This is a genomic window from Nonlabens sp. MIC269 (genome assembly GCF_001430865.1).
In the GTDB taxonomy this organism is placed as follows: domain Bacteria; phylum Bacteroidota; class Bacteroidia; order Flavobacteriales; family Flavobacteriaceae; genus Nonlabens; species Nonlabens tegetincola.
Window position 1 is genome coordinate 2,774,033 of record NZ_CP011373.1, and the last position, 13,833, is coordinate 2,787,865.

Here is a 13,833-nt window from a genome sequence, read left to right on the forward strand (position 1 = left end):
AAATACATTTTTAATCCGACATTCTTTGGCGATGTAGGTTTTTAATATTGAACCATGAAAAAGCAGAACATGGAAACAACTATTTTAAACGATATCATTGCATTTGCTAAAGAGGTAAAACATTCTAAACTGAAAATTCATTATTTAATGAAGATAAGTAATGTGCATCCAGAATAGACACCTATCTACAAACTTCTAGGTTTCAGTCCATATTATTCGTGGCAATTCTTGAATTAAACATCGAAAATGAATCTCCTAAAATCAGTGATTTATCTATACATATTAAGTGTTCTACCATGGAACTACTGGCCTATAAAAATGATATCGAAGATCTATTTGCTCGCGGATTTTTAAAATCACATTACCTTGATATTGTAACACTAGAAAGCTGGAAAGGAGAATTCTCAATCATGCCAGATGTCCAGGATGCAATTTTTTCAAATAAAAAGCTTTCGGTAACTTCACCACAACCACTCTCAGAAGTAGAACTATGTTTTGAGATTGAGCGCCAGATCGACCATTGCAGAACGGTCAAATACAATCGTGTCCAGCTATACAATCAATGGAATGTTATACAACGCAATTATGGTCACTATGACATGATCAAATTTCTTCAGAATAATATATATGATTTAAATGATTGTTATAGTTTTCTTTATATAGTGGCAGAAAATTTAAAAGGATATAGAACAACAGATCTTAGTAATACATCTCGTGGTTTATTTGCAAATATGGGAATACGAATAGATTTTGAAAATAAAACGATTAACAAAGAGTGGCCAGCAATAAAACAAGGCTATATAAACGTAAATGGTGATCTAGCCTCTAGAGCAAACTTAGGCTTAACTACAAAGGCTTGTAAATTATTGAATTCATTTAAGATTCCAGTTTCTTTAGGAAAAAAACCTAAAAACGACTCTTTAACTATGGCTGACTCTATTAAGAAGAAAAAGATGTTTTATAATGCTTTCGCGAAAGCGGAATTAGAACAAATCACTGCCTCGTTAAAACCATTGAAGTATAAACAAATCACTAGATCTTTAAAAGGCGAAGGTTACCCAACTGGAATCTGCACCTTATTTTATGGTGCGCCGGGTACCGGGAAAACAGAAGGTGTTTATCAAAACGCAAAAGCCACAGGCAGAGCTGTATAGAAGGTAGATTTAAGTGAATTAAAATCGATGTGGTTTGCTGAAAGCCAGAAAAAGGTAAAAGGACTTTTTGATGACTACAAACAGCTATGTAAAGAGGAATAACGTACACTTATATTACTACTCAACGGGGCAGATGCCGTATTGTGTAAACGTAGTACAAATCCTGAACGTAGTACTGACAAAATGGAAAATGCGATTCAAAATATATTCCTAGATTGCATCGAGACATTTGAAGGAATCTTATTTGCGACGACAAATCTAGAACAGAGCTTAGATAAAGCTTTTGAACGCCGTTTATTATTTAAAATAATGTTTTACCAGACCAGATCAACAAACAAGAATTAACATTTGGAAGTCAAAACTTAAAGGATTGAATAATACATTTTTGAATAAAGTGATTTCTCAGTATAACCTTAGTGGTGGAGAGATTGATAATATCATTAGAAAACTCAAAATGGCTCGTATTCTTGACTCAGGACTTGACCTTAAATATAAGATTATAGAATTATGTGAAACGGAAAAATTAAACTCTTAAAAGAAAAAAGGCATAATTGGTTTTTAAAACCGTAATTTGACTTTTTACAATAATCGTTATAGTATGACTCAAAACTCAATAAAATATGAAAACAGTAAATTACTTATTGATAAAATAAGTACGGTTATAAACATAGGAAATGAATTTAGAAAGTCATATAATGAACGTTATGCGCTTGATTTTGACCCGTTAAATCTCTTTAAAATTAATGAGAATAAACTTTCTGAATTATTAGCTTTTTTACTTGATCCAGAACAGGCGCATGGTCAAAAAGACAAGTTTTTAAATCTTTTTATGGATCAAATAGTCGGTGTAAATCTGGATAATGCAGGAGAGTTTGAATATATAGAATGTGAAGAGGCTACAGCAGACAATAGAAGATTAGATATAGTCATCTCATTTAAAAACTTAGTAATAGGTATTGAGAATAAAATCTGGGCGGTAGATCAAATGAATCAATTAAAAGACTATTATCAAGCTCTAAAAGGTAAAGGTAAAGAGAAGTCTGTCTTAGTTTATCTTACTCCATATGGCAAAGAGCCTGGTGAACATAGCATAACAAGAGAGGAGTCTAAAGCTTTACAAAGTGCTGGCAATTTACATTACTGGAGTTATGTAAGTGATGTTATTCCTTTTCTTAAAATGTCTTTAGGCATAGTGGAACCTCCATTATTGAGAAACTTTATCATCATGATGGAATTATATCTATCAAACAAATTTTTAGGAAAAAAATCATTAATAATGGATAAAAAAATAAAAAATCTTGTTCAAGAAAATTTAGAAACTACTAAAGCTATTGTAACCGCTTATCAGAGTTTAATTTCAGACATAAAAATCGCATTTAATAAATTAATAGGCCACATTAAACGAATGGAGAATGTAGTACTAAAAGAGGATGTTGATTTAAGAGTCTTAGACTGGACAGAAGGTGGAGTTCATTATTTTAGAAATGATTTTATGAAGAAAGATTTATGCATTGTTCTTCAAATTGCTCAGCATGAAACCAGAACTTCTATTCAGGTGTGGTCTAAATCAAATGAAATATTAAAAGAAAACTTTAAAGATAAAACTAGATTAGATTTTAAAAGTCAAGAATTGACTATTGAAGAAATCAAAAAGTTATTCAGAGAAAACAAGCAAGCAATAGCAGCTTATTATAATGACAGTTCTAATCAATTTGAGAGCTAGATGATAAGTATTGAAACATTTAAAGATGAACTTACAGCTATTTTAGTTGGTATAGATGAGAAGATTGATACTATCAAATCTCAATTATATAACAATAAAAAACCGATTGATCAATTTATTAAAGGGATATCAAATATTCCTGGTGTATACGCCTTTTTCATAAAGCCTAAGTCACCGTCTTTTAAAACCGAATTTGAAGATATTTGGCTCAATAACGAAATCAAAAAGTATCCTAAGGTTGTTAAATCTAGATTTAATAATACACAAGAAATCAGTGATGGATTCTATACTTTTTATTTAGGTAAGTCAGAAAAGGTAGATTCTCGTGTTCACGAACACATTTTTCATGGTCCTGAAAAAACAACTTTTAGTCTTAAACTAAATGCCCGAAAAAATTTCTTAATTCAATACGAACTGTATTATTCAAAATTTGAATTTCCTGAACTCGCGGCTGTTCCTGATAAGGCAATTACACAATTTATCATCACAAGAATAGAGTCGCAATTGAGAAATAAAATGAATCCCTGGGTAGGGAAGCAGTAAGAGCGATGCTTAAATTCGGGTATTGTTGATTACATAGATAACTGAAATACTTGGCTCATCCAGTTTACCCTTTCACGAAATGATGAAAATTAATTTTGGTCACGTTTTCTAACTTAGGTTAAAAGATAATCAAGTATGGAAAACATTACCAAAATCATTTCTAAGTACAAACAACAAATTCAAGAAGTAGAACAATCAAATTTACACCTCCCAAACAATCTAAAGAAAGGGATTGATCTTTCTAAGGAGGCACTTATTGACCTTCGCTTTTACATTCAGTCAAAAGACTGTCTGAGATCTCGAGCTGAGGAAATAAAATTCTTCAAATTTCACAAACCTTTTGTTTACGGTCGTTTGAAGTATTTTTCAAAACTACTAAGGTTTCAAATGGAATTTCCACCAGTGGATGTCAACAAACAAATTACACATATTCAAGCTGCTCTTGAAAAGCTAGAAGTACACCGTAAACGGAATTTAGAGTTTTTCAATTATTGTAGACGAGAACTAGACTCTTTAGACCACGTATATTTTGTGAGAGGTGCAGAGGAATATGAGTTTTTTACAGACACCTCGCACTACTTTTCAGACCCAGAATTTTGCACTAGCCACGATAATATAAAAGCGCAAGTGGTAGCCTATGACTTGCTAGTAGCAACCTAAACAATAAAACTTGAAACTCTGAATAAGAAACTGAATGAAGTAGTAGTAGAAGAGGTGAGTCCCGCCATCCTCAACGGATTGTCCTGGACAGCATCTAAAACAGACTTAGTAGAGTTAATATATGCACTGCAAGCTTCTGGTGCTATCAGAAACGGTACAGCAGAGCTAAGCAAAATGGCAGAAGTATGCGCAACACTTTTTGATATCGACCTTAAGAATTTTTATAAAACCTATGCCGAAATCCGAAATCGAGACAAAGACCCAACAAAATTTTTAGACCAACTTAAACAGAGCTTACTTAAGAGAATAAACATAGATAACACAAGGTAATTAATGAGGTTTTCAACTCATTTTATCTGATTATTAAAATGTTAAATTCTTTCGGTAGTACCGAACTACTACCGAAGAATTCTCGTTAATACGTATCACATTTGTTCCACGAATGTCAAATCAAGTCAAAAGAAATCTTTTGACGCAGTCCCCACGAAAGTGGGGATCTTTTGTCTAATTATTATAATATTCTACAAATGCCAACATCCATTATCACAACAGACGACCTCAGAGAATTCAAAATGGAATTACTCGAGGATATCAAAAAACTAATTCAAAACCCTGTAAGCAATCAGAAGAAATACCTCAAATCAGCTGAGGTTATGGAACTACTTCAAGTTAGTCCTGGAACACTTCAAAATTTACGTATTAACGGCACCTTGCCGTATTCCAAAATAGGCGGAATTATTTTCTACGATGCAGATGAAATCCACCGCATCATAGCAGAAAACCGCATCGATAATTCACAATATTAACCAGCCTGCGAGCGTGTCACTTCGAGCGTCAGTCGAGAAAGCGAGTAATTATGCCTGTAGTCAATTACATCCAGCACCTCAATGCGGTCTTTGAGCAATTCCGTAAAGATAGCCGTCTAAACCCAACGCATATAAGCCTATATATGGCGCTGTTCCAGCTGTGGAATTACCATCGCTTTCGCAAAAGCTTCCACGTGAACCGTGAAGACGTTATGAAACTGGCTAAAATAGGTTCAAAATCTACCTATCACAGATGTGTTAAGGAATTGAATCATTACAAATACTTGATTTATGTGCCTTCACATAACCCTTTTAAAGGGTCAAAAATTAAGATGCTCATTTTTGGGACAAGCTCTGGACAAGTTGTGGGACAAGCAGTGTACCAAGGTGTCCCAAATCAAGGACAAGCAGTGGGACGTTCTAATAAACATATACAAACATTACAAAACAGTTATAAACTACCTCAGCCTAAAAATGAAAATGAAGTTTTAGAATTTTTCAAAAAACAAAAGTGGCCAGAACAGGAAGCAAAGAAATTCTTCAATCACTACCAATCCATCGGGTGGAAAATTGGTGGGAAAATAAAAATTGAAGATTGGCATGCTTCAGCCAAAAACTGGTTGCTAAAATCTGAAGAACTGCAAAACGAAAAGCGAGTGTCCCAAAATATTGCATCCGACGAGCGTAGCGAGAGGAATGCACAAAACCTACACACCGTAAGAAACAAAGATTACAATCAACCATTATGAAGGAACTGGAAACAACATACGACCCTAAAAATCCAAGCATCATTTATGTGGGTTCCGTCCAATATGCATTAGGCAGCTTTGATGGCAAATCTATTTCATACGACTTTCCGAAAATAGTTCGGTATTTGGACGCTAAAGGAAAGCTGATGTTTGGGAAAAACTTCAAAATCTATGAAGATGATCACAACTTACTACTGAAGCTGACAAGCTATTTTGTCCAGGATCACGATTATTGCAAGAAGTTAGGTATTGATACAAACAAAGGTATTTTACTTTCTGGACCAGTAGGCTGTGGTAAAACCACCTTGATGAGGTTGCTACCTCATCTAGTTCCGCACAAAAAAACTTACAACTTCATTCCGTGCCGGAATATCGTTTTTGGCTTTAACGGTGTAGGCTTCAAGTTAATTCAAGACTATGAAGATTATAAGGATTACTGCTTCGACGACTTAGGCGTGGAGCACGTAGGTCGATACTATGGCAAGGACTGTAATGTGATGGGAGAGATACTTATATCGCGTTACGAAGTCTTTAGACAGAAACAAGCTAAAACACATATCACCACAAACCTCAACGCAAACGAACTAGAAGAACGATATGGTGAGCGTGTACGCTCACGCATGCGGTCTATGTTCAACTTGCTTAGCTTTGATAGTTCAAGCAAAGACAAAAGAGCTTAAAATAAAAATTCGATTCTTAGAATTAATGGCTATTTTGAATTATATCTTATACTCGCTAGAGATGTTAGATCATTATAGTATGACTAAATAATAAAATATAAATTCTGTAAGCGACATCTTTTGTCGATCACGATTTGTTTATTTGTAACTTATTAACCAATTAAATTGCTTTCCGTGTTATGTCTTTAGATGCTTTCAATAAATCACAGGTATTAGATTATATAGAAAAACTAGCGATTCAGTTATTCAAAGAAAAAAGTCAATTTTCTCGCGCAGATCTTGCTTATGAGCTAAATGCTTTTGGTATCTCTTCCGATTCAAATGTAATTGAAAAGCTAATTCATGAGCTGTATAATTCTACAACTAAACCAGAAGTAAAAGAGGCCTTGAGTCTAGTTTTTCTAAACAATGACCTTTCGCGTGGCATAGTAGATAATGCAAAAATTAAGCAATGGGTATCAAATGGTCAGCTTGAAAAGGCTAACAGTTTCCTTAACGAACAAGAAAAAGAGGTTAGAGAGTTATTACTAAAACTCTCTTCTGAAATAACAATGTTAGTTGAGACCGCTGGAGACTTTGTAGAGAAGAAAAACTTAGTCTCTATTACAACGGGAAACTACAAAATAGAACGCGTTAGACAAAGAGCAGAATCCATTTATCAGAATTACAAAACGCTCTTAGATAGCTATGATTACGCTAAACAGAAAGTAATTAACTTGATAGAGGATTACTGCATTATAAGAAATGAAATCATAAAAACATATAGAGAGAACGTAATCAAATTAACAGATGTTTTCGGCCCTAGAATTAAATCAATCGAACCTTCCTTATTTGACTTTGACAACCTTAAGTTCTATCAAACTGATCAAATGATAGAAGACATAAAACTTGAGTTTGATAGTATCATGCAATCTTGTGGAGAAGCTATGGCTATGATTAATGATTCAATTAGTACTGATCTGTCTAGAGCAACAAAGCTCATAGGTAAAGGGAATAATTCAAAAGCAACACTAGTAATAGCTGGTCTAGCGGTAGTAAAATCACAGTTGAATGCAAGTAAAAAAGCAGCTAAACTTAGTCAGAATGTGGAACTTCTTAAACAAAAAATGGATTACGATGCAAGTAACATCCATGCAGATTTGTTCAGACTACAACTTGTCGATAAAAAAATCAACGAAATTTACATTCCAGCTGCTCATTTATTTCAACGTAGGTTTGACGAGATAGTTACTCAAAACCTTGAACCAGTTTTTTCTTCATTGAATAGCTCCGTTGAGCTAAATGATACATTCCTACAAAAGAATAGCCTATTACAGGAATATAATGAACTATCAGCGCAAATTGAAGATCATATAAAACAGGTAGCTATTTATAACAGCAGGATAGAATCAAATAGTCAACTACTTATAGACTATAAGCAGTTGTATGAAAATGCGCTGTCTCATTCACCTAGAAAACCCAATTTAGCTAAGAAGCTTTTGTCTCTAGGCGCTGCAAGTAAAACCCATCGTAGGGATTTTGGTGAGTGGTATCAAAAATATCAACCTATTATAATTTCATATGCTGATATTCAGGAAGATATAAAATTAGATAGAGAAGAATTAGAAACCAATCAAAGCTCCTTGCAATCACTAAAAATAAAACTCAGAAAATGTGCCGAAAAAATAGAAAAGAATTCATTAGAGATCTATAATAAAATAGGTGAAAACAGTTCCATCCAAGATAAAATTTCTAAACAGCTTGCTTCAGTAATTAATATTCTTAGAATAGGCCGCACAGTGGCAGAGTTCAACATCGATGAGGAACACTTAACACCTATTGAAATCGAGCGCATTAATAGTAATGTACTACCAGATGAGGTTACCATGAATTTAGAAAAATTTATGGCATCGTTACGATCAGATATTGTTAATATTCATGATGAAGTCTCAGCAATAAATAATGATAACTCAGATAAAGAAGATGACCTAGAAGTAATGAATGATAATAGTGAAGACACGTCTTCTAAAGAAACCAAGATCACGCATACAACCAACGAAAAAACTGCTATTGAAAAAGTTCATAGTAAGATTAACGAAAGTGTATCCAGAGAGCAAGCAGTACTTATTGAGAAACAAGTTTTAGATATAGCACATCTCGCAGTTGACGTAGTAGAAGAGACTGCTAAACTTAAAATGTTACAGCTAGAAAATGCTATATCTTCTAAGCGATATGAACAGCAATTAGAAACCCTTAGAGCCCAGTTTAAAGAAAAAGTAGAACAGGTGAATGATCGATCTCAGGTTCTGGCACAAACCATTAGATCAATAAATAGCAAAAATCAACCACTTCATGTGGACTCACTTAAAGAACTAATTGACGTTAATGATCAATTTTGGATCACAGAAAAAGAAATAATCACCGCCTTGAAATCTGGTAAATCAATTACAATATAATGGAGCCTTCATTTACGCACAGAAGTCCAAGAAAACGAAGTGATTTCAAAGATCAACTTACCGCAGATCTAGGTAAAGACGTCATTGTCTCACTAGATAAAGAAAATGAAAGAATTGGTAAAAAGAAAAAGCGTCAAAGTGAAATAGAAAAAAGCAAGACGTATAAACTTATTAAAGGCACTACAAAATGGATGGATAAATACTTTTTAGACGGCATTCTAGGTTTGATCCCTATGGTAGGTGACGCTGTGACCCCTGTTTTTAGTTTACCATTTTTATATGTAGCGATCGTAAAAATAAAATCGGGTAGACTTACCTTGGTCATTATCTATAACATACTTTTAGATATTGCGATAGGTCTTATTCCCATTTTTGGCGACGCTGCAGATTTTTTCTTCAGGTCATATAAAAAGAACTTTAGGTTAATCACTGGTTTTGTAGAAGATGATCGTAAAATTATTAGAGAAGTTAATAAAAGGGCAGTACTCAGGACTTTTGGAATTATAAGCCTTAGTATAATCATATACTTCTTGGTTAAGACGATGATCTCCATTACTTCAAACTTTTACGATTGGGTTCTTGGTTTGTTTACCTGAAAAATAAATAACTTAATCCATCCCTATCTCTTATCACTCTTTTCTTTAGTTATCTTTCGATGAAAAGGATAATAATTACCACTTTTCTCAAATATTTCTTTTAATCTATTGTTTTATTCTCGCTTTCGCGAAAGCGTAACAAGTACCTACTTCACAATACCCTAAAAAACAGTATATTTTTAATAGAATTCTCGTACATTTAACATTCCAAAATATAAGTGATGAACCGGATAAAAGCAGTTCTCGAAGAAAAAGGAATTAAACAGGTTTGGCTGGCTGAGCAACTGGATAAAAGCTATAACGTGGTTAATGGATATGTTCAAAATCGCGCCCAGCCTAGTTTAGAAGTTTTGGTAAGAATAGCAAGGCTTCTTGATGTAGATGTTCGTGAATTAATAGTTTCAACCAAGCATGGATAAAATCGACAGATACTTGAAAAGTCAGTCCAGAAATAAAATTATTTTTTATAAGCAAGATATTTTAGGTTTAGAAGCAATAGATATAGGAAAGAAATTATCCCACGAGATAAATCCTATCACTTCGGATGCTAAAATCGGAATGAAATTTTTAATCATAATGGATGAACTTTTTACTTCATCCCTTTCAAATAATTCAGAATATGGAAAATACCTTGCAATACGCAACGTAGGTATTCTTCTTGAACCTGAATTAAAGACCGATTTTATACAAATACTCGATAAATACTCTTCCTTAAACACTTTGTTTGTTAAATGGGATGGAGAGATTGAAGACGGAATCCTTTATTTTTTAACTAAAGAAAAAGGACAAAAAATAGATATTAAAAATTTAAGTCATATCGTAATATGAAATATAACGAATTAATAAATTTTGAACCGATTACAGAAGTTGTAAAGTTTAGTGAAACACATAAAAGCGACTATCAAAATAACCTTGTCAAGACCTTTGTTTTTTCTGAAACTTTTAAAGATTATTTGATCCCATTAATGGTAAGGAATTTAGATTTCACCTACTCCGGTGAATCCTTTGGTTTACAAGTTGTCGGTAATTATGGTACTGGTAAATCTCACTTAATGTCTTTGGTTTCTTTAATAGCCGAGCATGAACAATTAATTGATTTAGTTCAGGAGGAAAAACCAAAAGAAGCATTGAAAGCCATTTCAGGTAAATTCAAAGTTTTGCGTTTTGAATTGGGTGGTACAGAAAGCTTATGGGACTTTGTTACCTTTAAAATTGAACGTTATTTCAATGAAATAGGTGTTGATTTCTCTTTTGAGGGACATGGAGCTATTACTTATGCCGATAAGTTAAAGCTTATGATGGCTGAATTTGAGGACAAGTTCCCTGACAAAGGATTCTTGGTCGTAATCGACGAAATGCTCGCTTATTTGAAAGGAAGAAGTACGCCGGATAAATTAAATCAGGATTTGCAAGTCCTTCAAGCTTTAGGTCAAGCATGTGATTCCTCTAAGTTTAAATTCATTTTTGGTGTTCAGGAAATGATTTATCACTCATCAGAATTTCAGTTTGCCGCAGATATGCTTCAAAAGGTAAATGACCGATACAAGGATATTATGATTACTAAAGAGGATGTTGCTTTCATAGTAAAGAATCGTCTTTTAAGTAAAAATGAGCATCAAAAACAAAAGATAAAAGAGCACTTAGATCCGTTTCTTTCCTTCTTTACAGATATGCACGGAAGAACACAGGATTATGTAGAGTTATTCCCGGTCCACCCAACATATTTTGAAAATTTTGAGCGAATCAGAATTGGAAAAAGTCAAAGAGAGATTTTAAAAACACTCTCTAATCAGTTTACGGAAATTTTAGAACAGGAAGTACCTACTGATAATCCAGGATTATTAACCTACGACAGGTATTGGGAAGACATTCAAAAGAGCCAAGATTTAATGGCGATTCCAGATGTTAGGAAAGTAAAGGAGGTTACAGAAACTATTGCTGATAAAATCGAATCCTACTTTACAGGAGTTAGAGCGAAAAAGAAAAATATAGCTAGAAGAATTGCCAATGCTTGTGCAATAAAGTTACTACAACATGAACTGAATAAGCAAAATGGTACAAATACAGAGCATTTGGTAGATGACTTGTGTTTAACCGACAGTTTAGCAAGTGATCGAGATTTCCTAATTGATATAATGGATTCTACCGCACAGCAAATAATTACGGCGACTTCAGGTCAATACTTTGATAAGAATGCTGAAAACGGTGAGTATCATTTACGAGTTGAAGGCGGAATTAACTTTGACCAAAAAATAAAGGATTATGCAGCTACAATGGCTGACAGTCAAAAAGACGAATATTTTTTTAAATTCCTAGAGTTTAATCTGCCTTTAGATCACGACACCTACAGAACTGGATTTAGAATATGGGATCACACCATAGAATGGAAGTCTCACAAAACTTTTAGAAACGGATATATTTTCTTTGGTAACCCCAATGAAAAATCAACAACTCATCCAATACAGAATTTCTACATGTATTTCATGCCGATTTTTGATGAATCTAAAAAGAAGCGAAATCACGAAGAGGATGAAGTGTATTTCATTATGGATGGGCTTTCTGATGAATTCAAACAAGCGGTAACGCTTTATGGAGCTGCGCTAGCACTAGAAGTTAGAGCAGATTCATCTCAAAAAGCGATTTACAGACAAAAAATAGATGAGTTAAACAAAAAGGCTAGAGCACTCTTTGATAGTGAATATGTCCAAATCACAAAAGTGGATTACCAAGGAAAGGAATTACCATTAAATGGTTATCCACTTCCGGGAACTGGATATACAAAAGAGCAGATATTTTCAGATGTTGCCTCGGTGGTATTTGAGGAATGGTTTGAACAAGAAAGACCAAACTACCCTAAGTTTTCACAATTAAACGCTCCAGTTGCGAAGGACAATTTTAACCGTTTAGTAAAACAAGCATTGGCTAAAGTTGCTAATCCGGAACAACCTAACAGAGATGGTGAAGGTATGCTGCAGGGACTTGGACTTTGGGTTCCGGGAATGCTGGATTATAGTCATTCGCCCTATGCAAAAAGCCTGTTAACGCAACTAAAAGAGAAAGGTGAAGGTCAAGTACTCAATCGTCAGGAAATTATTGAGTACGTTGATAAGAGCGACAACCTGTGGTTATCTAAAGACTTTAAGATTGAAGCCGAACTGGAATTCATTGTTTTGGCAACATTGGCTGCTCTTGGAGAATTGGAAATTACGCTATCCTCAGGGAAATCCATCAACTCTACTAATTTATCAGAACTAAAGGATATAGTAAAAGAGGACTTCTATTCCTTCACGCATGTCAAACCTCCTAAAGGGTTGAATGAAGCTGCTTTAAAAGTAATGTTTGTCGGTCTGCTTGGTAAAGATTTGTCGAAGCATTTAAAGAGTGAATCGACTTATTTAGAGCTTACCATGAAAGCTAATGATTGGGCTAAAAGAACAGTTTCTGTTTTAAATAAAATTCAAGGAGGGCTTATCTTCAAAGGCATTGAGCTAATCACTGAAAACGAGGCCAGTGAATATCGAATTTCCTTTACGGCATTTTCAGGATTTTGTGATAAACTAGCCAACTACACCTCTGAGGCTCGAATGAAAAATTTCCAGTTTTCAGTGGATGATATAAATCGAGTACTGGAAGCAAAACCTTTGATTGAAAAAATAGAAAATCAACTGACTGAAATCAATCATTTCAACGAAGACATTACATATTTACAACAATGTAAGCAGTACATTACTGATGCAGCGTTTAAAGAAGAAATAAGCAATGAAATCAATCAACTAGCAACTGTTCTTTCTTCAAATAATAGTAAGACGATTGAAGAATATAAAACACGTTTACGCCAATTAAAAAATCGCTATGCAGATTGGTATCTCAAGTTGTATCTAAAATACAGAATCAGTGAAGCAGACAATACACAAAAGCAGGCTTTATTGGACAGTGAGGAAAAAGCCATTTGCGACATCCTGAAAGAAGCAGACTTTCTTTCTTCCGGACAGTATCACCAATGGTTAAGCAAATTAGCTAAACTTCAACCTGCCGATAGCGGTGTAAACAAAGAACTTATTCTAACAGCTCCTTACCAAGATTTTAATCCTATTGACTTTGAAGATCAGAGTATTGTTTCAGTTCAAGCTTGTAAGAAAGAATTAACTGAACTATTGGGTAATTGGCAACAAACATTGAAAGACACCTTGGAAGATCCAATGGTAAAGAAGAACATGAGTTTGCTAGATCCTACTCAAGCAAAATTGCTAAAGGATTTTGAAAGCGATACCGTAAAGCTTCAAAAGGACAATGCCCTTGCCATTCGCAACGCCATTATGAGCTTGCACAAAGGCTTAGAAAAAATTGAATTGAGTTTAGATGGTATGAAGGCTACCTTCAATAAACCACTTACTCCTGATGAAGCGGTTGAAGCTTTTAAAGTTTATGTGGACAACATTTCCAAAGGTAAAGAAAGAGATAAAATCAGAATCATACTGAAATAAGTA

Annotated in this window: 13 protein-coding genes and 1 pseudogene; all 14 read left to right on the top strand. The window is 34.1% G+C overall.

All coding sequences use genetic code 11. The features are described from left to right. Positions 1-54 precede the first annotated feature (54 nt). The 14 genes and pseudogenes from AAT17_RS13545 to AAT17_RS12580 all read left to right on the top strand — a co-directional run bounded on the left by AAT17_RS13545 (position 55) and on the right by AAT17_RS12580 (position 13,830). Entirely contained in the window at positions 55-177 is a 123-nt protein-coding gene (locus AAT17_RS13545; protein WP_301281879.1) for a hypothetical protein, read from the top strand. 41 nt (positions 178-218) lie between these two features. Beyond that, on the top strand, positions 219-1,154 hold the full coding sequence (locus AAT17_RS12520) for a hypothetical protein (RefSeq protein ID WP_157539283.1): 936 nt from the start codon (positions 219-221) through the stop codon (positions 1,152-1,154). Between the two features lie 111 nt (positions 1,155-1,265). Further along, complete coding sequence (locus AAT17_RS13585) at positions 1,266-1,499, top strand: AAA family ATPase (RefSeq protein WP_157539304.1); 234 nt, start codon at positions 1,266-1,268, stop codon at positions 1,497-1,499. 253 nt (positions 1,500-1,752) lie between these two features. Then, complete coding sequence (locus AAT17_RS12525) at positions 1,753-2,877, top strand: PD-(D/E)XK nuclease family protein (RefSeq protein WP_060524773.1); 1,125 nt, start codon at positions 1,753-1,755, stop codon at positions 2,875-2,877. Then, positions 2,878-3,420 (top strand): hypothetical protein, encoded by a 543-nt coding sequence (locus AAT17_RS12530; protein ID WP_060524776.1) that lies wholly within the window; start codon positions 2,878-2,880, stop codon positions 3,418-3,420. A gap of 135 nt (positions 3,421-3,555) precedes the next feature. Beyond that, a pseudogene (locus AAT17_RS13500) lies at positions 3,556-4,410 on the top strand (RteC domain-containing protein). 197 nt (positions 4,411-4,607) lie between these two features. Beyond that, complete coding sequence (locus tag AAT17_RS12545; RefSeq protein WP_060524781.1) at positions 4,608-4,886, top strand: helix-turn-helix domain-containing protein; 279 nt, start codon at positions 4,608-4,610, stop codon at positions 4,884-4,886. A 143-nt stretch (positions 4,887-5,029) separates the two neighbouring features. Continuing rightward, positions 5,030-5,635 (top strand): hypothetical protein, encoded by a 606-nt coding sequence (locus AAT17_RS12550; RefSeq protein WP_367379277.1) that lies wholly within the window; start codon positions 5,030-5,032, stop codon positions 5,633-5,635. After that, on the top strand, positions 5,632-6,315 hold the full coding sequence (locus AAT17_RS12555; protein ID WP_060524785.1) for a hypothetical protein: 684 nt from the start codon (positions 5,632-5,634) through the stop codon (positions 6,313-6,315). The genes AAT17_RS12550 and AAT17_RS12555 overlap by 4 nt, the downstream gene beginning before the upstream one ends. 179 nt (positions 6,316-6,494) lie before the next feature. Continuing rightward, entirely contained in the window at positions 6,495-8,750 is a 2,256-nt protein-coding gene (locus AAT17_RS12560; RefSeq protein WP_060524787.1) for a hypothetical protein, read from the top strand. Then, positions 8,750-9,346, top strand: coding sequence for a DUF4112 domain-containing protein (locus tag AAT17_RS12565; RefSeq protein ID WP_082586976.1), 597 nt, complete (start codon positions 8,750-8,752; stop codon positions 9,344-9,346). Before AAT17_RS12560 ends, AAT17_RS12565 begins: the two co-directional genes overlap by 1 nt. A 221-nt stretch (positions 9,347-9,567) precedes the next feature. Beyond that, positions 9,568-9,765: a helix-turn-helix domain-containing protein gene (locus tag AAT17_RS12570; protein WP_060524789.1), complete on the top strand. Its 198-nt coding sequence runs from the start codon at positions 9,568-9,570 to the stop codon at positions 9,763-9,765. 13 nt (positions 9,766-9,778) lie between these two features. After that, positions 9,779-10,174, top strand: a complete 396-nt coding sequence (locus tag AAT17_RS12575; RefSeq protein WP_157539284.1) for a hypothetical protein — start codon at positions 9,779-9,781, stop codon at positions 10,172-10,174. Further along, positions 10,171-13,830 carry a DUF6079 family protein gene (locus tag AAT17_RS12580; protein WP_060524793.1) on the top strand — a complete coding sequence of 1,220 codons (3,660 nt, stop codon included), beginning with the start codon at positions 10,171-10,173 and terminating at the stop codon, positions 13,828-13,830. Before AAT17_RS12575 ends, AAT17_RS12580 begins: the two co-directional genes overlap by 4 nt. Positions 13,831-13,833 lie beyond the last annotated feature (3 nt).

Coding starts and splice junctions, on each gene's coding strand:
- AAT17_RS12565 (WP_082586976.1), top strand. CDS start 8,750: ATGGAGCCTTCATTTACGCACAGAAGTCCAAGAAAACGAAGTGATTTC.
- AAT17_RS12555 (WP_060524785.1), top strand. CDS start 5,632: ATGAAGGAACTGGAAACAACATACGACCCTAAAAATCCAAGCATCATT.
- AAT17_RS12580 (WP_060524793.1), top strand. CDS start 10,171: ATGAAATATAACGAATTAATAAATTTTGAACCGATTACAGAAGTTGTA.
- AAT17_RS12560 (WP_060524787.1), top strand. CDS start 6,495: ATGTCTTTAGATGCTTTCAATAAATCACAGGTATTAGATTATATAGAA.
- AAT17_RS12525 (WP_060524773.1), top strand. CDS start 1,753: ATGACTCAAAACTCAATAAAATATGAAAACAGTAAATTACTTATTGAT.
- AAT17_RS12570 (WP_060524789.1), top strand. CDS start 9,568: ATGAACCGGATAAAAGCAGTTCTCGAAGAAAAAGGAATTAAACAGGTT.
- AAT17_RS12530 (WP_060524776.1), top strand. CDS start 2,878: ATGATAAGTATTGAAACATTTAAAGATGAACTTACAGCTATTTTAGTT.
- AAT17_RS12550 (WP_367379277.1), top strand. CDS start 5,030: ATGGCGCTGTTCCAGCTGTGGAATTACCATCGCTTTCGCAAAAGCTTC.
- AAT17_RS13545 (WP_301281879.1), top strand. CDS start 55: ATGAAAAAGCAGAACATGGAAACAACTATTTTAAACGATATCATTGCA.
- AAT17_RS12545 (WP_060524781.1), top strand. CDS start 4,608: ATGCCAACATCCATTATCACAACAGACGACCTCAGAGAATTCAAAATG.